Annotated in this window: 19 protein-coding genes; 13 read left to right on the forward strand and 6 right to left on the reverse strand. The window is 70.9% G+C overall.

The genetic code is table 11. The features are described from left to right. Positions 1-45: 45 nt before the first annotated feature. Together ACZ5K7_RS31130 and ACZ5K7_RS31135 are read right to left on the reverse strand one after the other, a co-directional pair. Positions 46-957 carry a carbohydrate kinase family protein gene (locus ACZ5K7_RS31130; protein WP_468918388.1) on the reverse strand — a complete coding sequence of 304 codons (912 nt, stop codon included), beginning with the start codon at positions 955-957 and terminating at the stop codon, positions 46-48. Then, positions 954-2,129 carry a LacI family DNA-binding transcriptional regulator gene (locus ACZ5K7_RS31135; RefSeq protein ID WP_468918390.1) on the reverse strand — a complete coding sequence of 392 codons (1,176 nt, stop codon included), beginning with the start codon at positions 2,127-2,129 and terminating at the stop codon, positions 954-956. The genes ACZ5K7_RS31130 and ACZ5K7_RS31135 overlap by 4 nt, the downstream gene beginning before the upstream one ends. A gap of 394 nt (positions 2,130-2,523) precedes the next feature. On the opposite strand from ACZ5K7_RS31135, the gene ACZ5K7_RS31140 reads away from it, so the two are divergent. Next, positions 2,524-2,955 (forward strand): Rieske (2Fe-2S) protein, encoded by a 432-nt coding sequence (locus ACZ5K7_RS31140; RefSeq protein ID WP_351694922.1) that lies wholly within the window; start codon positions 2,524-2,526, stop codon positions 2,953-2,955. A gap of 26 nt (positions 2,956-2,981) precedes the next feature. Here the strand turns inward: ACZ5K7_RS31140 and ACZ5K7_RS31145 are convergent, their stop codons facing one another. Beyond that, complete coding sequence (locus ACZ5K7_RS31145; RefSeq protein WP_351694920.1) at positions 2,982-3,929, reverse strand: hypothetical protein; 948 nt, start codon at positions 3,927-3,929, stop codon at positions 2,982-2,984. 1,124 nt (positions 3,930-5,053) lie between these two features. Between ACZ5K7_RS31145 and uvrC the strand changes: the two genes are divergently transcribed. The 12 genes from uvrC (at position 5,054) to pgi (ending at position 21,070) form a co-directional block, all read left to right on the forward strand. Beyond that, positions 5,054-7,399 carry an excinuclease ABC subunit UvrC gene (gene uvrC, locus ACZ5K7_RS31150; RefSeq protein ID WP_468918394.1) on the forward strand — a complete coding sequence of 782 codons (2,346 nt, stop codon included), beginning with the start codon at positions 5,054-5,056 and terminating at the stop codon, positions 7,397-7,399. Further along, positions 7,396-8,436 carry an RNase adapter RapZ gene (rapZ, locus tag ACZ5K7_RS31155; protein WP_351694918.1) on the forward strand — a complete coding sequence of 347 codons (1,041 nt, stop codon included), beginning with the start codon at positions 7,396-7,398 and terminating at the stop codon, positions 8,434-8,436. Before uvrC ends, rapZ begins: the two co-directional genes overlap by 4 nt. Further along, a complete protein-coding gene (locus tag ACZ5K7_RS31160; RefSeq protein ID WP_351694916.1) occupies positions 8,433-9,500 on the forward strand; it encodes a gluconeogenesis factor YvcK family protein in 1,068 nt (355 codons plus the stop codon). Before rapZ ends, ACZ5K7_RS31160 begins: the two co-directional genes overlap by 4 nt. Next, on the forward strand, positions 9,491-10,480 hold the full coding sequence (whiA, locus tag ACZ5K7_RS31165) for a DNA-binding protein WhiA (RefSeq protein ID WP_089100932.1): 990 nt from the start codon (positions 9,491-9,493) through the stop codon (positions 10,478-10,480). The genes ACZ5K7_RS31160 and whiA overlap by 10 nt, the downstream gene beginning before the upstream one ends. A gap of 167 nt (positions 10,481-10,647) precedes the next feature. After that, on the forward strand, positions 10,648-13,602 hold the full coding sequence (locus ACZ5K7_RS31170) for a M14 family metallopeptidase (RefSeq protein ID WP_468918398.1): 2,955 nt from the start codon (positions 10,648-10,650) through the stop codon (positions 13,600-13,602). A 274-nt stretch (positions 13,603-13,876) separates the two neighbouring features. Further along, positions 13,877-14,887, forward strand: a complete 1,011-nt coding sequence (gene gap, locus ACZ5K7_RS31175) for a type I glyceraldehyde-3-phosphate dehydrogenase (protein WP_351694911.1) — start codon at positions 13,877-13,879, stop codon at positions 14,885-14,887. Between the two features lie 151 nt (positions 14,888-15,038). After that, entirely contained in the window at positions 15,039-16,250 is a 1,212-nt protein-coding gene (locus tag ACZ5K7_RS31180) for a phosphoglycerate kinase (protein WP_351694909.1), read from the forward strand. Between the two features lie 41 nt (positions 16,251-16,291). Further along, entirely contained in the window at positions 16,292-17,047 is a 756-nt protein-coding gene (tpiA, locus tag ACZ5K7_RS31185; protein WP_351695442.1) for a triose-phosphate isomerase, read from the forward strand. Positions 17,048-17,183: 136 nt separating this feature from the next. Beyond that, a complete protein-coding gene (gene secG, locus ACZ5K7_RS31190; RefSeq protein ID WP_351694907.1) occupies positions 17,184-17,420 on the forward strand; it encodes a preprotein translocase subunit SecG in 237 nt (78 codons plus the stop codon). Between the two features lie 210 nt (positions 17,421-17,630). Continuing rightward, positions 17,631-17,966, forward strand: a complete 336-nt coding sequence (locus ACZ5K7_RS31195) for an RNA polymerase-binding protein RbpA (RefSeq protein ID WP_003976875.1) — start codon at positions 17,631-17,633, stop codon at positions 17,964-17,966. Positions 17,967-18,085: 119 nt separating this feature from the next. After that, on the forward strand, positions 18,086-19,345 hold the full coding sequence (locus ACZ5K7_RS31200; protein ID WP_468918403.1) for an MFS transporter: 1,260 nt from the start codon (positions 18,086-18,088) through the stop codon (positions 19,343-19,345). 72 nt (positions 19,346-19,417) lie between these two features. Beyond that, positions 19,418-21,070, forward strand: coding sequence for a glucose-6-phosphate isomerase (gene pgi, locus ACZ5K7_RS31205; protein WP_468918406.1), 1,653 nt, complete (start codon positions 19,418-19,420; stop codon positions 21,068-21,070). Positions 21,071-21,130: 60 nt separating this feature from the next. Here pgi and pgl read toward each other — a convergent pair whose 3' ends face one another. From pgl to ACZ5K7_RS31220, 3 genes are all read right to left on the reverse strand, one after another. Beyond that, positions 21,131-21,913, reverse strand: a complete 783-nt coding sequence (gene pgl / locus ACZ5K7_RS31210; protein ID WP_351694901.1) for a 6-phosphogluconolactonase — start codon at positions 21,911-21,913, stop codon at positions 21,131-21,133. Next, complete coding sequence (gene opcA, locus ACZ5K7_RS31215; RefSeq protein WP_468918410.1) at positions 21,910-23,046, reverse strand: glucose-6-phosphate dehydrogenase assembly protein OpcA; 1,137 nt, start codon at positions 23,044-23,046, stop codon at positions 21,910-21,912. Before opcA ends, pgl begins: the two co-directional genes overlap by 4 nt. After that, positions 23,043-23,623: glucose-6-phosphate dehydrogenase (locus ACZ5K7_RS31220; protein WP_468918413.1), on the reverse strand; the 581-nt coding region annotated here is incomplete at its 5' end. The genes opcA and ACZ5K7_RS31220, both read right to left, overlap by 4 nt.

Below are 23,623 nucleotides of genomic sequence, written 5' to 3' on the forward strand. Positions count from 1 at the left end.
GTACGAGCACAACCGGTGAATCGGTGACGAAGGGCCGAACGTCCCCTACAGTTCCCCGAGTTCGGAGGCGTACGGCGGCTCCGCACCCGCCCGGGAGCAGGTGATCGCGGCTGCCCGCGCCGCGAATCGCAGCAGCTTCGTCCAGCCGTCGGTGCCCAGTCCCGCGAGCGCCTCGGCGGACAGGGCGTCCTGGGCGGCAAGTCCATGCAGCAGCGCCGCGTTCACGGTGTCGCCGGCGCCGATCGTGTCCACGACGTCGACCTCCTCACCGGGGGCGGCGTACACGGTGCCGTCGGGGATGAAGGCGCTGAGACCGTCACCGCCATGGGTGATCACCACTGCGGAGGGGCCCGACGCCAGCCATTCGCGCGGGGTGCCCCCCAGCCACAGCGCGTCCTCCTCCGAGAGCTTGAGGAGGGTCACCGAGGGCAGCCAGCTCTTGAAGCGTGCCCGGTAGGCGTCCGGGTCCGTGATCAGACCTGCCCGGATGTTCGGGTCGAGGGCGGTGAACAGACCCTGCCCGGCCGCGCCGCGCATCAGCTCCTCGTAGGCGCTCGCCCCCGGTTCCAGGGCGAGCGAGAGCGTGCCGAAGGAGACGGCACGGGCCGTGGCGGGAAGGCGGGCGGGGGCGGTGAACAGACGGTCGGCGGTGCCCTCGACATAGAAGGAGTAGGAGGCCGAGCCCTGCGCGTCGATCGTGGCGGCCGCGAGGGTGGTCGGTTCCGTGCCGCGCTCCACGAGGGAGACATCGACACCCGCGCGTCGCAGCCCGTCCAGCAGAGCCTCGCCGAAGGCGTCGTACGAGGTGCGGGAACAGAACGCGGTGGGGGAGCCGAGGCGGCCGAGGGCCACCGCCGTGTTGTACGGGCCGCCGCCGAGCGCCGGCTGCAGGGGCGCGAGGGCGCCCGTGCCCTGCGGTACCAGGTCGATCAGTGCCTCACCGGCGACGACGATCACGAGAGGGTTCCTTCCTCGGGGTACTCAGAATGCTGGTGGTGCCCGGATCGTCCGGACTGCACGGACCGCGGGACCTGCTCGGAGAGTGCGGACCCCGGACGCGACCCCGCCGACCAGGTCGACCGGGCCCGCGCGGTCGCCGCCACCCCGGCGTCCTCCTCCTGGCAGCCGCACGAGGTCCGGTGCATGAAGGTGCACGGAAGCCGTACGGTCCGGGCGGGCCGGTCGGGTACGGCCAGCCGTTCGAGGAGCAAACGGACCGCCTCGGCGCCGATCTCTCTGCTGGGCTGGGCGACGGCGGTGAGGCGAGGCGAGAACAGATCGGCCCAGGCGAAGTCGTCGAAGCAGCACAGGGCGATGTCGTCCGGCACGGAGAGGCCGTGGGCGCGCAGGGCGCGCAGCGCGCCGATGGTCATCGCGTTGTTGGCTGTGACGAGCGCCGTGGGCGGCACGGTGAGCGACATCAGGGCCGCGGTGGCCTGCTCGGCTCCGGCGGACTCGGAGTGGCCGGGGACGACCAGACCTTCGTCGAGGGGCAGCCCGGCAGTGGCGAGCCCCTGCCGGTAGCCGGTGATCCGTTCGCCGGTGGTGCTGAGCCCGGGCAGCCCCGCGACCAGGCCGATCCGGCGATGACCGAGACCGGCGAGGTGGGCGACGAGCCGGGCCGTCGGCTCGGTGCTCTCGGCGCAGACCTGGTCGAAGCGCGGGGCGGTGTCCGCGCGGCCGTCGATCACCCGGTCGAGAAGGACGGTCGGCACGGCGTGCCGGTCGAGGTAGGCGAGGAGTGCGCTCGGGTCGGCGGAGGGGGCGACGATCATGCCGTCGACGCGGCGCTCGTGCAGGAGCTGGACGACCTTGCGTTCGTGCTCGGGGTCGTCATGCGGGTCGGCGATGAGCAGGCTGTAGCCGTGTTCCAGGGCAGCGGCCTCGACGCCCTGGAGGATCTCCGTGAAGTAGGGGTTGCTGATCGCCGACACAGCGAGCCCGATGGAGCGGGTGCGGGAGGTCACCAGGGAGCGGGCGAGGGTGTTGGGTGTGTAGCCCAGTTCCTCGATGGCGTCGAGCACCGCCTGACGGGTGTGGGGCAGCACCGGACGCGTCTCGTTGAGCACATGGGAGACGGTCGCCACGGAGACACCGGCACTTCGGGCGACGTCGGCCATGGTGGGCACGGGGCTCCCTTCCTTCGCGTCCTGCCCTTGGGCAAGGCTCTCCCGTTTCCTCGCGGGTTACCGCGGGCCTTGGGCCTCGGCCGGGAAGCTACCCCATCCGGAACCGCCGCGTAAACGCTTGCGCAAGCGTTTACGTCCGATCAGGCGAACTCTCCCCGGCCATATTCACGCCTCCTCCCCCCGGTCCATCGGCTGTACTGATCGACCAACCCAGCCCCCACCAACGTCTACCGCGCCCACGGTCGGCCCGATTGCTCCCCCCGGCCCCCGGTTCCCCCTCCCGCGTGCCCCCGACCCACCCCGAAGCGGGACGATCCGCCCAGGTATCGTCGCTCTGCCTTACCGTCACCGCCCCTGCCTGCCCTGTCCTGCCCTGCGCCGCCTGGAGCCCCTCATGCCCTCCGTCCGCCCCTCCGCCAGCCGTCGTACCGTCCTGCGTGGGGCCGCGGTCACACCGGTCGCCGGGCTCGGGCTGGCCGCCTGTTCGGCTCCCGGCGGCGGAACCTCGGCAGACGCGACGCCGACCGCACCGGTCGACCTCGGGGCCGAGAGCGAGGTCACCAAGGGCGGTGCGAAGCTCTACCGGGAGCACAACGTCGTCGTCAGCCGCTCCGCCGACGGCGCACTGAAGGCGTACAGCACGATCTGCACGCACGCGGGGTGCCCGATCAACAAACTCCAGGGCACGACGCTGGTCTGCCCCTGCCACGGCAGTGAGTTCGACGCGGTCACCGGAAAGGTGGTCCGGTCGCCGGCCACCGAGCCGTTGAACGAGCTGCCGGTCAAGGCCGCGAACGGGCGGATCGTGGCGGGGCCGGGCGCCTGATCCCTGGGGGCCGGTTCAGCGCCGGGTCATTCCCAGTCCCAGCCGATCCCGAGAAGGCCCGGCCGTACCCGGGGCTCGACCAGGTGGACGGAGCGGTGCAGCCCGCTCAGCGGGAGGGCCTGCCGGCCGCTGCGCGGGGCCGCCGCGGAGTGCTGGGCGAACCGGTGGCAGCGCGTCGGCAGCGCGTCGGCGGCGAAACGCACCTGGAGGGTGTACTGGCCGCCGGGAAAGCCGAAGTCACGGACGTACTCGCGGGAGACACCGGCCGTGCCGTCCTCCACGGCGTAGCGGAAGAGAAAGGTGTCGCCGGAGCGCAGGCGGGTGCCGAAGAGGAGCTCGACAACGAGAAGGCCGGTCTCCGGGTCCGAACGGAGGCGTCCGGTGCGGCAGTTCTCCAGGGCGCGCACGGTCATATCCTGCGGGGCGCAGCCGGGGTCACCGTGGTGGACGGCCACGAAACGGTCGATGCCGTCCCGGTGGGCGCGCACGATGTGCTGCGATTCACGGGCGGCCAGTTCGCGGTGGGCGCCGATCCGCACGCGCTCGTGGTGTCCAAGGGTGTGCAGACCGCCGTCGAGGGACCACCCGAGCTCGGCCTGCAGACGGTCCAGGACGTCGGAGGCCTCGATCAGGGAGCGGTAGGAGCGGGCGGCGGGGCGGCGTACGGCAGGGCCCTGGTCGGTATCGGCGAGCAGCCGGATCAGGGACTCCTCCGGGAGCTGGAGTATCTCCTCCAGCGCGCGGACGGCCCGCAGCGACTCCGGGCGCTGCGGGCGGCGGGCCCCCTGCTGCCAGTAACTCAGGCTGGTGACACCCACTTTGACCCCGTAGCGCGACAGATGGTGCTGCACGCGCTGAAGCGGCAGGCCGCGGGCGGCGATCGCGGCGCGCAGGGCCACATGGAAGGGGCCGCCCCGCAGGGCCGAGTCCAGTTCCGCGGTGGCGACGTCCGCGTGCTGTGTGCCGTGCCGCATGCAGAGGGGCCTTTCTCTTGGGGGGTTCACAACGGCTGGTCAGGCCGTTGGCGCGGGTCCGGGGCCACCCCGTCGGCGTCGGGGCGGCCGCACCTGGGTACGCCGCGTCCGCAGGCCGCTGCTCACGGCCCCGAGTTCCCCCGCATTGAAGCGTGTTGACCAATCCCCGACAACACCTTCGGCAGGCCGAAGGCGCCCACCTGGCCGAGGCGTGACCCCGTCGTCGGAAGGACCGTGCGGGGGAGGGGGCGGCGTAGCCGCCCGGGAGACCGAAGCCGGTTCGCACGCAGGGCACCGATTTGGGGAGGAAGCCGCGCAAGGTCCGTGCAGAGTCCGTTGCGATCGGGCCAGTGGTTTCGCGCCGGTCATGGGGCGGGCTCGTGTCGGCGGAGTGCCTGGACGGCTGACGATGCCACCGAGGTGGCCGATTCCGAGATCCGCTCCCGGCGCGGGCGGGCGAGGCCTGACAGCGCCCGGAGCGCGAGGTCCTCCGATGCCGCCGAGCGGCACGGCGGGGGCCGCACGGCGAGGGGCTGCGTGATGGGGGACCGCACGGCGGGGGCCTGCGTGGGGGAGGGGCTGCGTGATGCCGCCGCCGGGTCTGCCCCGCGCACCGGGTCCGCCAGTGCCCCGCGCACCGGGTCTGCCGGGTCCGCCGGTGCCCCGTGTGCCGGGTCTGCCGGGTCCGCCGGTGCCCCGTGTGCCGGGTCTGCCGGGCCCGCCGGTGCCCGATGTGCCCGGTCCGCCGGAGCCCCGTGCGCCGGGTCCGCGGGGCCCGCCGGGTCTGCGTGGCGCCGCTGGTCTCGTGGTCTCGCGCCCCGGGACCCTGGCCGGTTCGCCGCCCCTGGACGCCCCAGGAGCCGCCTGCCCTGTCAGCCCACCATCACCGGACGCACCGATGACCTCCGAGCCGCCAGTAAATTTCCCTAGATGCCCCGATATCCCCCACGCTCCTCTGCCCGGTGTCCCCCGCCCACCTCGGGACCCTCTTCGCCCAGCGTCCGGGGGCACCCCGTGAGCCCTCGCCGCTCCGCAGCTACGCTGGCCCCGCCGTCTCCGTCGGCCCCGCCAGCGTTGTCCACAGGCTCGTCGCGGTGTCGGTGTGCGCCAGTAGGGTGTGAGACATGGTCGACCCCTCCAGCTACCGCCCCAAGCCGGGACAGATCCCGGACTCTCCCGGGGTGTACAGGTTCCGCGACGAGCACCGCCGGGTGATCTACGTCGGAAAGGCGAAGAGCCTGCGCCAGCGCCTGGCGAACTACTTCCAGGACCTGACGAGCCTGCACCCCCGCACCCGGACGATGGTCACCACCGCCGCGTCCGTGGAGTGGACCGTGGTGTCCACGGAGGTCGAGGCGCTCCAGCTGGAGTACTCCTGGATCAAGGAGTACGACCCCCGGTTCAACGTCAAGTACCGCGACGACAAGAGCTACCCGTACCTCGCGGTGACGATGAACGAGGAGTTCCCGCGTGTCCAGGTGATGCGCGGTCACAAGAAGAAGGGCGTTCGCTACTTCGGTCCGTACGGCCACGCGTGGGCGATCCGGGACACCGTCGACCTGCTGCTGCGCGTGTTCCCCGTGCGCACCTGCTCCGCCGGGGTGTTCAAGAACGCCACCCGTACCGGCCGCCCCTGCCTGCTCGGCTACATCGGCAAGTGCTCCGCCCCCTGCGTCGACCGGATCTCCCCGGAGGACCATCGCGAACTGGCCGAGGAGTTCTGCGACTTCATGGCCGGCCGCACCGGCACCTACCTCCGCCGTCTGGAGAAGCAGATGATGGAGGCCGCCGAGGAGATGGAGTACGAGCGGGCCGCCCGCCTGCGCGACGACATCGAGGCCCTGAAGAAGGCCATGGAGAAGAACGCGGTGGTGCTCGCCGACGCGACCGACGCCGACCTGATCGCCGTCGCCGAGGACGAGCTGGAGGCGGCCGTCCAGATCTTCCATGTGCGCGGGGGCCGTGTGCGCGGTCAGCGCGGCTGGGTGACGGACAAGGTGGAGGACGTCACCACCGGAGCGCTCGTCGAGCACGCCCTCCAACAGCTCTACGGCGAGGAGAGCGGGGACGCCGTTCCCAAGGAGGTGCTGGTCCCGGCGCTGCCCGAGCCGGTCGAGCCGGTCCAGGAGTGGCTCACCGGCCGCCGCGGGTCGAACGTCTCGCTGCGCATTCCGCAGCGCGGCGACAAGAAGGCCCTGATGGAGACCGTGCAGCGCAATGCCCTGCAGGCGCTCGGCCTGCACAAGACGAAGCGCGCCTCCGACCTCACCACCCGCTCCCGGGCGCTGGAGGAGATCGCCGACGCCCTGGACCTGGACAGCGCCCCTCTGCGTATCGAGTGCTACGACATCTCGCACCTCCAGGGCGACGACGTCGTGGCCTCCATGGTCGTCTTCGAGGACGGCCTGCAGCGCAAGAGCGAGTACCGCCGCTTTCAGATCAAGGGCTTCGCCGGCCAGGACGACGTGCGCTCCATGCACGAGGTGATCACCCGCCGCTTCCGCCGTTACCTCGCCGAGAAGGAGAGGACCGGTGAGTGGGCGGAGGAGGACGGCACGGAAAGCCCCGTCACGGACGCTGGCCCCCTCACGGACGCCGGCCCCCTCACGGACGCCAATGCGCCCACGGCCCCCGGCACCGCCCTCACCGCTCCCGGCGCTCCCACGGCCCCCGGCACCGCCCTCACCGCTCCCGGCGCTCCCACGGCCCCCGGCACCGCCCTCACCGCTCCCGGCGCTCCCACGGCCTCCGACACCGCCCTCACCGCTCCCGGCGCCCCCACGGCCCCCGGCACCGCCCCCACGGCCCCCGGCGCCCCCACAGTCGTCGGCACCGACAGCGACACCGGCCCGGTCGACGGTTTCAAGGACGACGACGGTCGTCCCAGGAAGTTCGCCTACCCACCCCAGCTCGTGGTCGTCGACGGCGGCCAGCCGCAGGTCGCGGCGGCCAAGCGGGCGCTCGACGAGCTGGGTATCGACGACATCGCCGTCTGCGGCCTCGCCAAGCGCCTCGAAGAGGTCTGGCTGCCCGAGGACGACGACCCCGTGGTCCTGCCCCGCACCAGCGAGGGCCTCTACCTGCTCCAGCGCGTCCGTGACGAGGCGCACCGCTTCGCCATCACCTACCAGCGCACCAAGCGTGCCAAGCGCTTCCGCTCCGGCCCGCTGGACGACGTACCGGGTCTCGGCGAGACCCGCAAACAGGCGTTGATCAAGCATTTCGGCTCGGTGAAGAAGCTGCGGTCCGCCACAATCGAGCAGATCCAGGAGGTGCCCGGGATAGGCCGCAAGACGGCCGAGACCATCGCCGCGGCCCTCGCCCAGGCGGCCCCGGCCGCGCCTGCCGTGAACACGGCGACCGGAGAGATCATGGATGACAGGGAAGACGAGGTGCCCGAGACGACGGCGGACGCCTCGGGGGAGCCCGTACCCGCGGGTGCCCCGGACGATCGGGGGCAGGAGAGATGACCGAGCGCGACGCACAGCACACAGCCCGGCGAGATCCGGCGTTCAGCGAAACGCAGGCTGCGCCCGAGGAAACGCACAACGAGGCGGGCCAGGATCAGCCGCAGGAAGCGGAAGCGGGCCAGGAAAACGGAGCAGAAGTGAGTACGGATGCCACTCCGGCCGGGGCGCCCGAGGCGGCCATCCCCGAGCTGGTGATCATCTCCGGCATGTCGGGAGCGGGCCGGTCGACGGCGGCGAAGTGTCTGGAGGACCTCGGCTGGTTCGTCGTGGACAACCTCCCGCCGGCCCTCATCCCCACCATGGTCGAGCTGGGCGCCCGCTCCCAGGGCAACGTGGCCCGGATCGCGGTCGTCGTCGACGTGCGCGGCCGGCGCTTCTTCGACAACCTGCGCGAGTCCCTCGCCGACCTCGACAGCAGGGGCGTCACCCGCCGGATCGTCTTCCTGGAGTCCTCGGACGACGCGCTGGTCCGCCGCTTCGAGTCGGTGCGCCGCCCGCACCCTCTCCAGGGCGACGGCCGGATCGTGGACGGCATCGCCGCCGAGCGCGAGCTGCTGCGCGAGCTGCGCGGCGACGCCGACCTGGTGATCGACACCTCCAGCCTCAACGTGCACGAGCTGCGCGCCAAGATGGACGCCCAGTTCGCCGGCGAGGAGGAGCCGGAGCTGCGGGCCACCGTGATGTCGTTCGGCTTCAAGTACGGCCTGCCGGTCGACGCCGACCTGGTCGCCGACATGCGGTTCCTGCCCAACCCGCACTGGGTGCCGGAGCTGCGCCCGTACACCGGCCTCAACGAGGAGGTGTCGGCGTACGTCTTCAACCAGCCGGGCGCCAAGGAGTTCCTCGACCGGTACGCCGAGCTGCTGCGGCTGATCGCGACCGGATACCGGCGCGAGGGCAAGCGCTACGTGACCATCGCCATCGGCTGTACGGGTGGCAAGCACCGCTCGGTCGCGGTGTCCGAGAAACTCGCTGCCCGTCTGGCCGCCGAGGGAGTGGAAACCGTAGTCGTGCACCGGGACATGGGGCGCGAGTGACCGGACGCTCTCCACGGCTGAGCAGGCTGCGCCGGGTCGTGCCCGAGTCCCGTTCGGGCCGCCCCGTCGAGGCCCGCGGCGCCCGGCCGCGCCGGCGCGGTGCCCAGCCCAAGGTGGTCGCCCTGGGCGGCGGCATGGGCCTGTCCGCCTCGCTCGCCGCGCTGCGGCGGATCACCGGCGACCTCACCGCCGTCGTCACCGTGGCCGACGACGGCGGCTCCAGCGGGCGCCTCCGCGACGAACTCGGCGTGCTTCCTCCGGGTGATCTGCGCAAGGCCCTCGCCGCGCTGTGCGGTGACGACGACTGGGGGCAGACCTGGGCCCGGGTCATCCAGCACCGCTTCCAGTCCAAGGGCGACCTGCACGAGCACGCGGTCGGCAATCTGCTGATCGTCGCCCTGTGGGAACAGCTCGGCGACCACGTCCAGGCCCTGGACCTGGTCGGCAAGCTGCTCGGCGCGCACGGGCGGGTGCTGCCCATGTCCGCCGTGCCCCTGGAACTCCAGGCCCTGGTCAAGGGGCACGACCCGGAGCGGCCGGAGGAGGTGGACATCGTCCGGGGGCAGGCCACGGTGGCGCTGACACCCGGTGAGGTGCAGTCCGTGCACCTGGTGCCGCACGACCCGCCGGCCGTGCCGGAGGCCGTCGCGGCGGTCCTGGACGCCGACTGGGTGGTGCTGGGCCCCGGGTCCTGGTTCTCCTCGGTGATCCCGCACCTGCTCGTCCCCGATCTCCTCGACGCGCTCACCGAGACCAAGGCCCGTAAGGTCCTGTCGCTGAACCTCGCACCGCAGCCGGGAGAAACCGAAGGCTTCTCCCCGCAGCGTCATTTGGAGGTTTTGGGCCGACACGCCCCTAAACTCGCCCTGGACGTGGTGCTGGCCGACGAGGCCGCTGTGCCCGACCGCGACTCGCTCACCGAAGCCGCCAAGCGGCTGGGAGCCGCGGTCGAGCTGGGCCCCGTGGCCCGGACCGACGGATCACCCCGGCATGATCCGGAGCTGTTGGCCGCCGCGTACGACCGTATTTTTCGGATGCATGGAAGGATCGGCCCATGGCGATGACGGCAGCGGTGAAGGACGAGATCTCCCGGCTACCCGTCACCCGGACCTGCTGCCGGAAGGCGGAGGTCTCCGCCATTCTGCGGTTCGCGGGCGGCCTTCACCTGGTGAGCGGGCGCATCGTGATCGAGGCGGAGCTCGACACCGCGATGGCGGCCCGGCGTCTCAAGCGGGACATCCTGGAGATCTTCGGCCACAGTTCGGAGCTGATCGTGATGGCACCCGGCGGGCTGCGCCGCGGCTCGCGGTACGTGGTGCGGGTGGTCGCGGGCGGTGACCAGCTGGCCCGTCAGACCGGACTGGTGGACGGCAGAGGCCGCCCGATCCGGGGCCTGCCCCCGCAGGTCGTCTCCGGGGCGACCTGCGACGCGGAGGCGGCCTGGCGCGGCGCCTTCCTGGCGCACGGCTCGCTGACCGAGCCCGGCCGCTCGTCCTCCCTGGAGGTGACCTGCCCCGGCCCGGAGGCCGCGCTCGCGCTGGTCGGGGCGGCCCGCCGGCTGTCCATCGCCGCGAAGGCCCGTGAGGTGCGCGGGGTGGACCGGGTGGTCGTCCGGGACGGTGACGCGATCGGCGCCCTGCTGACCCGCCTCGGCGCGCACGAGTCCGTGCTGGCCTGGGAGGAGCGCCGGATGCGCCGCGAGGTGCGGGCCACCGCGAACCGCCTCGCCAACTTCGACGACGCCAATCTGCGCCGCTCCGCGCGCGCGGCGGTCGCCGCCGGAGCGAGGGTCCAGCGTGCCCTGGAGATCCTCGCCGACGAGGTGCCCGAGCACCTCGCGGCGGCCGGGCGGCTGCGCATGGAGCACAAGCAGGCCTCCCTGGAGGAGCTGGGCGCGCTCGCCGACCCGCCGCTCACCAAGGACGCCGTCGCGGGCCGGATCCGCCGTCTGCTGGCGATGGCCGACAAGCGCGCGTCCGACCTGGGCATTCCGGGCACCGAGGCCAACCTCAGTGAGGAACTGGCGGACAACCTCGCAGGCTGAGGCACCGTCAGCGCACCGGTGCCGACGGCCAAGCGGTCGTCGGCACCGGCGTTTGCATCCCTTTTAGGCCATCGTTGACTGTCCGTGAGGCGCCCTTGACTCGATCATGAAGTGTCATGAGCCTGGCAGGGGTTCGCCGCCGTGGCGAATCACTGCTAGGGGGGTACATGAGACACAGAGCGAGATCGATCCTCGCTGTCGGCGCGCTTCTGATCGGCGGAGCCGCACTCGCACCCATGGCCCAGGCGCAGACCGGGGGTTCGGCGAAGCCCGACCCCGACGAGGTCAAGGTCTACCGTGCCGACGTCACCAAGAAGCAGATTCCCCTGCTGCTCAAGGCCGGCCAGGACGGCCATGAGCTCGGTGACCAGGTCACCGGATCCGGCAAGTCCGAAGTCGAGCTCTATCTCACCGGCGGGCAGGCCCGGACCCTGGAGAAGCAGGGTGTCGACCTCACCGAGCACACGCTGTCGGCCAAGGCGGAGAACCGTGTCGCGGACGCCTCCCAGGGCGTGTTCCGCCCGTACAGCGGCAGCGGCGGGCTCAAGGAGGAGATCCTCCGGACCGCGCAGGCCAACCCCGGCCTCACCAAGGTCGAGTCCATCGGCAGGACGATCAGTGGCCAGGACATCCTCGCGCTCAAACTGACCAAGGGTGCGAAGAGCTCCAAGGACGGCTCGAAGCCCTCCGTGCTGTACATGTCCAACCAGCACGCGCGCGAGTGGATCACGCCGGAGATGACCCGCCGGCTGATGCACTACTACCTGGACAACTACAGCACCGACAAGCGCGTCAAGAAGATCGTCAACTCGACCGAGCTGTGGTTCGTGCTGTCCGCCAACCCCGACGGCTACGACTACACCTTCCAGGACTCCGACGCCCGCCTGTGGCGCAAGAACCTGCGGGACGTCAACGGCGACGGCGCGATCAGCACCGGCGACGGCGTCGACCTCAACCGCAACTTCGGCTACAAGTGGGGCTACGACGACGAGGGTTCGTCCCCGAACCCCACCAGCGAGACCTACCGCGGCGCGAGCCCCGAGTCCGAGCCCGAGACCAAGGCGCTGGACGACTTCGAGAAGCGCGTCGGCTTCTCGTACGGCATCAACTACCACTCGGCCGCCGAACTCCTCCTCTACGGCGTCGGCTGGCAGGTGGCCACCCCGACTCCGGACGACGTCCTCTACAAGGCGCTGGCCGGCACCCCGGACAACCCGGCGATCCCCGGCTACCACTCGCAGGTCTCCTCGGAGCTGTACACCACCAACGGCGAGGCGGACGGCCACGCGTCGAACGTCAACGGGATGGCGATGTTCACCCCCGAGATGTCGACCTGCCAGACGGCCTCGAACATCGACCCGAACGACGCCTGGAACGCCGCCGACTGCCAGTCGGTCTTCAACTTCCCGGACGACGAGACGCTGATCCAGGACGAGTTCGCGAAGAACGTGCCGTTCGCGCTCTCCGTCGCCGAGACCGCCGCCCACCCCGACCAGCCGGTCTCCTCGGTCGGCCTGAGCGCCGCCGACTTCACCCCGGCCACGTTCTCCACGTCGTACTCGCGCGGCGCCGACCAGGAGGTCTCCGTCGTCGTCCGCAAAGCGATCCGCGACAAGGAGCTGAAGTACCGCGTCAACCGCGGCCGTACGCTCGACATGGCGCTCAAGCGCTGGAAGGGCGGCGAGACCTACGGCGGTGAGGACAACCTCTACTTCGACGAGTACCGGGCCAAGGTGAAGGACGGCGTGCCGGGCGACAAGGTCGAGGTCTGGTTCACCGGTGAGACCAAGAGCGGCAAGAAGGTCTCCAGCTCGCACTTCACGTACACCGTCGCCGAGCGACCCAAGGCGGACACCCTGGTGGTCGCCGAGGAAGGCGCCAAGGCCACCCAGGCGCAGACCTACGTCGACGCGCTGAAGGCGGCCGGGCACAAGGCGGTCGTCTGGGACGTCGCCACCCAGGGCGCGCCCGACGCGCTCGGCGTGCTGAAGCACTTCAGGACGGTCGTGCACTACTCGGGCACGAGCGGCCCCGGCAACGACACCCAGCTCCAGCTGCGCGCCTACCTCAACGAGGGCGGCAAGCTGATCGAGGCGGGCGAGCTGGCCGGCGGCAGCGTGAACCTCGGCGACGGCACCCCGTCGAACGACTTCAGCCAGTACTACCTGGGCGCCTACTCCCGTACGTCGACACCGGGCGCCACCGGCTTCACCGGCTCCGGTTCGCTGGACGGCTTCGGCGGAGCCCTCAGCGGCACCTCCGCCAACCCGCTCGACAAGGCCGGGACCTACTCCGTCACCTCCGACGAGCTCTCCACCGACACCTACCCCCAGTTCGCCAGCGCGGGCGCCGGCCAGTTCGCCGGGACCATCAACCCGTACGGGCCGTACGCGGGGTCCTACATGGCGGCGGCCGTCCACACCGACGACGCCTACAAGCGCCTCACCCGCACCATCGACCTCACCGGTGTCACCGCGGCCGACCAGCCGGCCCTGAGCGCCAAGCTGCTGTGGGACACCGAGCCCGGCTACGACCACGCGGTGGTCGAGGCGCACACCGTGGGCGCCGACGACTGGACGACCCTGCCCGAGGCGGGCGGCGCCACCAGCGACGCCGTGCCGAGCGAGTGCGGGGCCGGGTTCCTGATCGCCGAGCACCCGTGGCTCAAGCACTACCTGACCATCGGGAACAACCAGTGCACCGCGAGCGGTACCACCGGCTCCTGGCACAGCCTCACCGGCAGCTCCGCAGGCTGGCAGTCCGTGAAGTTCGACCTGAGCGCCTACGCCGGTAGGACCGTCGAGGTCTCCCTCGGCTACATCACCGACCCGAGCACCGGCGGACACGGCGTCCTCGTCGACGACGCCTCCCTCGTGACCGGCGGCACGGCCACCGAGACCGAGGGCTTCGAAACCTCCCTGGGCGCCTGGAGCGTCACCGGACCGCCCGCGGGCAGCCCGGCCGTCCTCAAGGACTGGGAGCGCACCGGAGCCCTGTTCAAGACGTACGGAGCCGTCACCACCAGCCGCACCGTGCTGCTCGGCTTCGGCCTCGAACAGGTCACCTCGGCCGCCGAGCGTGCCGCTCTGGTGAAGAAGGCGTTGACGGCACTCGACAACTGATGGCACCGGCACGCGACAAGTGAGCCGACCCGCTCACGAACGAGTGACAACGGGCTGAAAAACGGTCGGCATTCCGTGACAAAACGGTGTGAAACGACCCCCGATCCGAGGTGGTCCGTACCCCTACTGGCGGGTACGGACCGCCTCGCCGTGTATGGGGCATCTGGATGTCACCTCGGGAGTCCCAGGGAGGTAGGGTCGTGGGTGGTCGGGGACATCCCAAATACAGCTCGCCGGCACCGCATGGCCGGCGTACCAACGAGGAGATCGGTTCGTGACGATCCGCGTAGGCATCAACGGCTTCGGCCGCATTGGTCGCAACTACTTCCGCGCACTGCTGGAGCAGGGTGCTGACATCGAGATCGTGGCTGTCAACGACCTGGGTGACACCGCGACCACCGCCCACCTGCTCAAGTACGACACGATCCTTGGGCGCCTCAAGGCCGAGGTGTCGCACACCGCCGACACCATCACGGTCGACGGTCACACCATCAAGGTCCTGTCCGAGCGCAACCCCTCCGACATCCCGTGGGGCGAGCTGGGCGTCGACATCGTGATCGAGTCGACCGGCATCTTCACCAAGAAGGAAGACGCCGCCAAGCACATCGCCGGCGGTGCGAAGAAGGTCCTCATCTCGGCTCCGGCCAAGGACGAGGACATCACCATCGTGATGGGCGTCAACCAGGACAAGTACGACCCGGCGAACCACCACGTCATCTCCAACGCCTCCTGCACCACCAACTGTGTGGCGCCGATGGCGAAGGTCCTCGACGAGAACTTCGGCATCGTCAAGGGCCTGATGACGACGGTGCACGCGTACACGAACGACCAGCGGATCCTGGACTTCCCGCACAAGGACCTGCGTCGCGCGCGTGCCGCCGCCGAGAACATCATCCCGACCACCACCGGTGCCGCGAAGGCCACCGCCCTGGTCCTGCCCCAGCTCAAGGGCAAGCTCGACGGCATCGCCATGCGCGTCCCGGTCCCGACCGGCTCGGCCACCGACCTGGTCGTGACGCTGCAGCGCGAGGTCACCAAGGACGAGGTCAACGCCGCGTTCAAGAAGGCCTCCGAGGACGGCGACCTGAGCGGCTACCTGGCGTACACCGAGGACGAGATCGTCTCCTCGGACATCGTCGGCGACCCGGCCTCCTGCACCTTCGACTCCTCCCTGACCATGGTCCAGGAGGGCAACACGGTGAAGATCCTCGGCTGGTACGACAACGAGTGGGGCTACTCCAACCGCCTCGTCGACCTCACGGTCTTCGTCGGCAACCAGCTCTGATCGGCCAAGCAGGCACCTCGATGCGGTAGCAGGGCTCGGGCAGCGCACGGTCGCGCCGCCCGAGCCCTGACGCACGTAAGGATCGACCCGGCGTCTACGGTTCGATCAGCCCTCGTACGATCAAGAGCCCTCCTGGAGGAGTCCCCACACCATGAAGACGATCGACGAACTCCTCGCCGAAGGGGTCGACGGCAAGCGGGTCTTCGTCCGCGCCGACCTCAACGTGCCGATGTCCGACGGCCTCATCACCGACGACGGCCGCATCCGCGCCGTCCTGCCCACCGTCAAGGCCCTCGCCGACGCGGGCGCCAAGGTGGTCGTCGCCTCGCACCTGGGCCGCCCCAAGGGCGCCCCGGACCTGAAGTTCTCGCTGCTCCAGGCCGCCGAGCGGCTCGCCGAACTCCTCGGCGCCCCGGTCGCGTTCGCCCAGGACACCGTAGGCCCCGCCGCCCACGACGCGGTGCGGGGCCTTGAGCCCGGCCAGGTCGCGGTCATCGAGAACCTGCGTTTCAACGCCGGCGAGACCTCGAAGGACGACACCGAGCGCGGCGAGTTCGCCGACCAGCTCGCCGCCCTCGCGGACGTCTACGTCGGCGACGGCTTCGGCGCCGTGCACCGCAAGCACGCCTCCGTCTACGACCTCCCGGCCCGGCTGCCGCACTACGCCGGCTACCTGATCGCCACCGAGGTCGGCGTCCTGAAGAAGCTCACCGAGGACGTCAAGCGCCCCTACGTGGTGGTGCTCGGCGGCGCCAAGGTCTCCGACAAGCTCGCCGTGATCGACCAGCTGCTAGGCAAGGCCGACCGTCTCCTGATCGGCGGCGGCATGGTCTACACCTTCCTCAAGGCCAAGGGGTACGAGGTCGGCAGCTCCCTTCTCCAGGAGGACCAGCTCGGCACCGTCACCGAGTACCTGGAGCGCGCCGAGAAGACCGGCGTGGAGATCGTCCTGCCCGTCGACACCCTGGTCGCTCCCGAGTTCCCGGACCTGTCGGGCAAGGCCCCGTCCGACCACAGCACGGTCGCCGCGGACGCCATGCCGGCCGGTCAGATGGGCCTGGACATCGGCCCGGAGACGGCCAAGCTGTACGCCTCGAAGCTCGCCGACGCCGCCACCGTCTTCTGGAACGGCCCCATGGGCGTCTTCGAGCACCCCGACTACGCCGCGGGCACCCGGGCGGTCGCCCAGGCCCTCGTCGAGTCCAAGGGCTTCACCGTCGTCGGCGGCGGGGACTCCGCAGCCGCCGTGCGCATCCTCGGCTTCGACGAGAACGCGTTCGGACACATCTCGACCGGTGGCGGCGCCTCCCTCGAATACCTCGAGGGCAAGACGCTCCCCGGCCTCGCCGCACTGGAGGACTGACCCACATGGCCGCATCTATTTCTTCCGGGCGCACGCCGATCATGGCGGGCAACTGGAAGATGAACCTCAACCACCTCGAGGCCATCGCGCACGTCCAGAAGCTCGCCTTCGCCCTGGCCGACAAGGACTACGAGGCCGTCGAGGTCGCCGTCCTGCCGCCCTTCACCGACCTGCGTTCCGTGCAGACCCTGGTCGACGGCGACAAGCTCAAGATCAAGTACGGCGCCCAGGACCTCTCGGCGCACGACTCCGGCGCCTACACCGGCGAGATCTCCGGTCCGATGCTGGCCAAGCTGAAGTGCACGTACGTGGTCATCGGCCACTCCGAGCGCCGCCAGTACCACGCCGAGACCGACGAGATCGTGAACGCCAAGGTCAAGACCGCCTACAAGCACGGTCTGACCCCGATCCTGTGCGTCGGCGAGGAGCTGGAGGTCCGCGAGGCGGGCAACCACGTCTCCCACACCCTCGCCCAGGTCGAGGGCGGTCTGAAGGACGTCCCGGCCGAGCAGGCCGAGACGGTCGTGATCGCGTACGAGCCCGTCTGGGCCATCGGCACCGGCAAGGTCTGCGGTTCCGGGGACGCCCAGGAGGTCTGCGCCGCGATCCGCGCCAAGGTCGCCGAGCTGTACACCCAGGAGCTGGCCGACCAGGTCCGTATCCAGTACGGCGGCTCCGTCAAGGCCGGCAACGTCGCCGAGATCATGGCGCAGGCCGACATCGACGGCGCGCTGGTCGGCGGCGCCTCGCTGGACGCCGACGAATTCGTCAAGATCGTGCGCTTCCGCGACCAGTGAGGGGACCCGCCGGTAGGCGGTAGCGGCGATCCGTCGTACCCTTGCGGGGCCGAAACTGTTATCAGGAGTGTGTTCCGGGCTCCGGTCCCGGTTCCGGCCCCGCAGTCCATCCGTATCCGAGGAAGTTGGTCCAGCCGTGGTTTTGGGGTTCTCGATCGCCCTGATCGTCTTCAGCCTGCTGATGATGCTGCTGGTGCTGATGCACAAGGGCAAGGGCGGCGGTCTCTCCGACATGTTCGGTGGTGGCATGCAGTCCTCCGTCGGCGGCTCCTCGGTCGCCGAGCGGAACCTGGACCGGATCACCGTGGTGGTCGGTCTGCTGTGGTTCGCGTGCATCATCGTCCTCGGCATGCTGATGAAGACGAACAGCTGATCCGCGACTCGCACACACGCACAATCCGTACGTAAGGCCCCATGTTCGGTACGCGCACCTGAGCGCGGCCTATCATGGGGCTTGCGTCTAGGTGCGGGGGCGGTAACTCCCAACACTGGACGCGCGTTGGGCCTTACGTAGACTGAGGCGCTCGCAACGAAGCGACACGCCGACTCGCTTCGCGGCACCATCACGCAGGGAGTTACGACCGTGGCAAGTGGCAACGCGATCCGAGGTAGCCGGGTCGGGGCGGGGCCGATGGGCGAGGCCGAGCGCGGCGAGTCCGCGCCGCGTCTGCGCATCTCCTTCTGGTGCTCCAACGGGCACGAGACGCAGCCGAGCTTCGCCAGCGACGCGCAGGTGCCCGAGACCTGGGACTGCCCGCGCTGTGGCTTCCCGGCCGGTCAGGACCGGGACAACCCGCCGGACCCGCCGCGCACCGAGCCGTACAAGACGCACCTCGCGTATGTACGGGAGCGGCGCAGCGACGCGGACGGCGAGGCGATCCTCGCCGAGGCGCTCGCCAAACTGCGGGGCGAGATCTAGGAGTCGAGAACCGGCCGGGTGCCTGAGGGCGCCTGGCCGGAGCTGTCTCCGCGGCCGGCCCCGGGCCGTTGTCAGTGGTGCCCTCTACGGTTTGTGCATCGGCGAATCGTGAGGGGGCGATGATGACGGTGGAGGAGCGGGCGCCCGCGTGGCGCGGGGGATTCGGGCGGTTGTGGACGGCTGCCGTGGTCTCCCGGTTCGGGGACGCGTTACGGACGTCCGCGCTGCCCCTGCTGGCCGCGCGCCTGACCGACGACCCCCTCGCCATCGCCTCGGTGACCGCCTGCGGTTATGTGCCGTGGCTGCTGTTCGGGCTGCTCGGCGGCGCCGTCGCGGACCGGGTGGACCAGCGGCGCGCGATGTGGGCCGCGGACACCGTACGAGGGCTGCTCGTCGCCGCCTTCGCGCTCGCCGTGGGGCTCGGCCACGCCTCGATCCCGCTGCTGCTCCTGCTCGCCTTCGCGCTGACCACGCTTCAGACGCTTTTCGACAACGCGTCCACGGCCCTGCTGCCCTCCCTGGTCGACCGGCGGACACTGGGCGGGGCCAACGCCCGGCTGATGACGGGACAGCAGATCGCGGGCGGGCTGCTCGGCGCCCCGCTGGTCCCGCTGCTGCTGGCCGTCGGCGCGTTCCTGCCCTTCGCCGCCGACGCGACCACCTACCTGGCGGCCGCCGCCCTGGTCGCCTCCCTGCGGACACGGCCGCCGGAGCGGGCGCCACGCCCGGCCGGCAGCACCCTGCGCACCGAGATCGGCGAGGGCCTGCGCGCGCTGTGGCAGGACCGCGCCCTGCGGGCGGTCTGCGTGGCCACGCTGCTGTGCAACATCGGCATGGGCGCTCTGATCGCCACCCTGGTGCTGCACGTGACGCGCTGGCTGCACGCGGGCAGCGCGGGATACGCGGCGGCCATGACCGCCTACTCGGCCGGCAGCATCACCGGCGGCTTCCTCGCCCAGCGCGTCGCCCGCCGCACCGGGCGGTTACGCGCCCTGCTGGTCGCCGGAACCGTCCAGACGGCGTCCCTGGTCCTCATCGGCTCCGTCCGCCACCTCGGCGCCCTCGTCACCGGCATGCTGCTGCTCGGCGCCATGAACATGGTGTGGAACGTCAACCAGGTCACGCTGATGCAGCAACGCGCACCCGAGTCGATGACCGGCCGGATCGCCGCCGCCTTCCGGACCTCGTCGACGTCCGGCGCGCCGCTCGGCGCCCTCCTCGGCGGAGCCGTCGCCGGGGCGTACGGCCTGAACGGGCCCGCGCTGCTCGCCGCCGCCCTGTTCGGTCTGGCCGTCACCTCGTTGATACCGGTGCGCAAGCCGGACGTACCTGTTGTTGCGCCGCGGGACGGCGCGACAGCAGGCCGCGTCCCACGCTGATCAATTAGGTTGGAACGGCAGCGGGGCAGGCACGCAACAGGACAGGTGCAAGGAAGAAGGCTGAAGTCGCACATGAACGCAGACGGCCGTACCAGGCTCAACCAGACGCCCGAGTGGACCGCGCTCGCCAAGCACCGGGAGGAGCTCGCCGACACCCATCTGCGGGACCTGTTCGCCGCCGACCCGGCGCGCGGCACGGGCTACACCCTCCAGGTCGGTGACCTCCACATCGACTACTCGAAGCACCTGGTCAACGACGACACGCTGCGGCTGCTGCGCGAGCTGGCCGCCGCCACCGACGTCTTCGGCCTGCGGGACGCCATGTTCCGCGGTGAGAAGATCAACGTCACCGAGAACCGCGCGGTGCTGCACACGGCGCTGCGCGCCCCGCGTGACGCGGTGATCGAGGTCGACGGCCAGAACGTCGTGCCGCAGGTGCACGCGGTCCTGGACAAGATGAGCGGCTTCGCCGACCGGGTCCGCTCCGGCGCCTGGACCGGCCACACCGGCAAGCGCATCAAGAACGTGGTCAACATCGGCATCGGCGGCTCCGACCTCGGCCCCGCGATGGCCTACGAGGTGCTGCGCAGCTTCGCCGACCGCGACCTCACGGTCCGCTTCGTGTCCAACGTCGACGGCGCCGACCTGCACGAGGCCACCCGTGACCTGGACGCGGCCGAGACGCTGTTCATCATCGCCTCGAAGACGTTCACCACGATCGAGACGATCACCAACGCCACCTCGGCCCGCAACTGGCTGCTCGGCGAGCTGAAGGCCGGTCAGGACGCCGTCGCCAAGCACTTCGTGGCCCTGTCGACCAACTCCGAGAAGGTCGCCGACTTCGGCATCGACACGGAGAACATGTTCGAGTTCTGGGACTGGGTCGGCGGCCGGTACTCCTACGACTCCGCGATCGGCCTCTCGCTCATGATCGCCATCGGCCCGGACCGCTTCCGCGAGATGCTCGACGGCTTCCACCTGGTCGACGAACACTTCCGCACCGCGCCCGCCGAGTCCAACGTCCCCCTCCTGCTGGGCCTGCTCGGCATCTGGTACGACAACTTCCACGACGCCCAGTCGCATGCGGTACTGCCGTACAGCCACTACCTGTCGAGGTTCACCGCGTACCTCCAGCAGCTGGACATGGAGTCCAACGGCAAGCACGTGGCGCGGGACGGCAAGGAGGTCGAGTGGACCACCGGCCCGGTCGTCTGGGGCACGCCCGGCACCAACGGCCAGCACGCCTATTACCAGTTGATCCACCAGGGCACCAAGCTGATCCCGGCGGACTTCATCGGCTTCGCCGAGCCGGTCGCCGAGCTGAGCGGTGAACTCAAGGCGCAGCACGACCTGCTGATGGCGAACTTCTTCGCCCAGACCCAGGCGCTGGCCTTCGGCAAGACGGCGGAGGAGGTCCGCGCGGAGGGCGTGCCGGAGGAGCTGGTCCCGCACAAGACCTTCAAGGGCAACCGCCCGACGACCACCATCCTCGCCCGCACGCTGACCCCGTCGGTCCTCGGCCAGCTCGTCGCCCTCTACGAGCACAAGGTGTTCACCCAGGGCGCCGTCTGGAACATCGACTCCTTCGACCAGTGGGGCGTGGAGCTCGGCAAGGTCCTCGCCAAGCGCGTGGAACCGGCCCTGACGGAGGGCACGGAGGTCCCCGGCCTGGACGCGTCGACAAAGGCCCTGGTGGCCAAGTACCGGGAGCTGCGTGGGCGTTAGGCCCGGTCATGAAGGAACCCGTACGGCCGCGGGCCGTACGGGTTCCTTTTCAGGCCTTCGTCAGGGCGAAGCCGGCGGATACAGCGACCGAGGGAGTTGGGCCGCCGCTGCCGCGTCCAGGAGCCACAGGGTGCGCTGGCGGCCCCGGGCGCCCGCTGCCGGGGCCTGGATCTCGCCCGCGCCCGAGAGGGCGATGGCGACGGCCTCGGCCTTGTCCTCGCCCGCCGCCAGCAGCCAGACCTCGCGGGCCGAGCGGATGGCGGGGAGGGTGAGGGAGATCCGGGTCGGCGGCGGCTTCGGGGAGCCGTGGACGCCCACCACCGTGCGTTCCGTCTCCCGGACCGCGGGCAGCTCCGGGAAGAGCGACGCCACGTGGGTGTCCGGGCCGACGCCCAGCATCAGGACGTCGAAGGTCGGTACCGAGCCGTGGTTCTCCGGACCGGCCGCGCGGGCCAGTTCCGCGGCGTAGGACTCGGCGGCCGCCTCCACGTCCGTGCCCCAGGGGCCGTCCGACGCGGGCATGGCGTGCACGCGCTTCGGGTCCACCGGGACCTGGTCGAGCAGGGCCTCGCGGGCCTGGGTGTCATTGCGCTCCGGGTCGCCCTCGGGCAGGAAGCGTTCGTCGCCCCACCACAGGTCGAGCCGGCCCCAGTCGATGGCGTCCCGCGCCGGAGCCGCGGCGAGAGCCGCGAGCAGGCCGTTGCCGTTGCGGCCGCCCGTGAGGACCACGGACGCCTCGCCCCGGGAGGCCTGGGCGTCCACGATCTTCGTGATCAGGCGGGCCGCGGCGGCCTGCGCCATCAGCTCCTTGTCGTGGTGCACGACCAGCTGGGGGGTGCTCATGGTGCCTTCACCCTCTTCTTCAGCGGTTCCTTCGCCGCCGCTTCGGGTGCGGGAGCTTCCGCGGCAGCGGCTTCGACGGCCGGTTCTCCTTTGGCAGGCGCCTCCGGAGCCGGAGCGGCGGGTGCCTCCGGAACCGGAGCGGCCGACGCCTCCGGCGCCTGAGCGGCCGGAGCCTCCGGTTCCGCGGCCGGCGCGGCCGGCGAGGCCGACGCGTTCAGCCGCTCCACACCGAACCGCAGCGCCGACGCGTAGGTGTCGTCCGGGTCGAGCCGCCGCAGTTCCTCCGCGATCAGCTCGGACGTCTCCCGTCGCTTCAGCGCCACCGCGCGGTCCGGCTGGCCGTCGATGGACAGGGTGGCGAGGGAGCCGTCCGCGCGGTCGAGCGCGATCGCACCCTCGCTGGTGTCGAGACGGACCGCCGTCAGCCCCGGGCCGGACGAGAGGGAGCGTTTGACGGGGACGTCCAGCCGGTCCGCGAGCCACATCGCCAGCAGCTCGCAGCTCGGGTTGAACTCCTCGCCCTCCACCTCGACGGCCTTGACCTCGCAGACCACCTGGTCCAGGGCCGCCGCCAGCATCGAGCGCCAGGGCGTGATCCGGGTCCAGGACAGGTCCGTGTCGCCGGGGGTGTAGGCGTCCGCGCGAGCGGTCAGCTCCCGTACCGGCTGTTCGGAGGAGTAGGTGTCGGTGACCCGGCGCTGGGCGAGGGCGCCCAGCGGGTCCTTCGCCGGGTCGACGGGGGCGTTCACCGGCCACCAGGCGACGACCGGCGCGTCCGGCAGCAGCAGCGGCAGTACGACCGAGTCGGCGTGGTCGGCGACCTCGCCGTACAGCCGCAGCAGCACCGTCTCGCCGGAGCCCGCGTCCGCGCCCACCCGGACCTCGGCGTCCAGGCGGGACGCCGTACGGTCGCGGGGGGAGCGGGAGACGCGCTTGATGACGACCAGCGTGCGCGAGGGGTGCTCGTGCGAGGCGTCGCCGGCAGCCTTCAGGGCGTCGTACGCGTTCTCCTCGTCGGTGACGATGACGAGGGTCAGCACCATGCCCACGGCGGGCGTGCCGATGGCCCGGCGGCCCTGTACCAGTGCCTTGTTGACCTTGCCGGCCGTGGTGTCCGTGAGATCTATCTTCATGGCCGGCGCCAGCTCCGTCCGTCTCGTGCGAGCATCTCGTCGGCCTCGGCGGGCCCCCAGGTGCCCGACGGGTACTGGGCGGGCCTGCCGTGCTGGTCCCAGTAGTCCTCGACCGGGTCGAGGATCTTCCAGGACAGCTCGACCTCCTCCGTGCGCGGGAAGAGGTTGGCGTCGCCGAGCAGGACGTCCAGGATCAGACGCTCGTACGCCTCCGGCGAGGACTCGGTGAACGACTCGCCGTAGGCGAAGTCCATCGAGACATCCCGGATCTCCATGGAGGTGCCCGGCACCTTGGAGCCGAAGCGGACCGTGATGCCCTCGTCGGGCTGGACGCGGATGACGACCGCGTTCTGCCCGAGTTCCTCGGTGGCGGTGTGGTCGAAGGGGGAGTGCGGGGCCCGCTGGAAGACCACCGCGATCTCGGTGACCCGGCGGCCCAGCCGCTTGCCGGTGCGCAGGTAGAACGGCACGCCCGCCCACCGGCGGTTGTCGATCTCCAGCTTCACGGCCGCGTAGGTGTCGGTCTTCGACTTGGCGTCGATGCCGTCCTCTTCGAGGTAGCCGATGACCTTCTCGC

Source organism: Streptomyces sp. NPDC031497 (assembly GCF_055580905.1).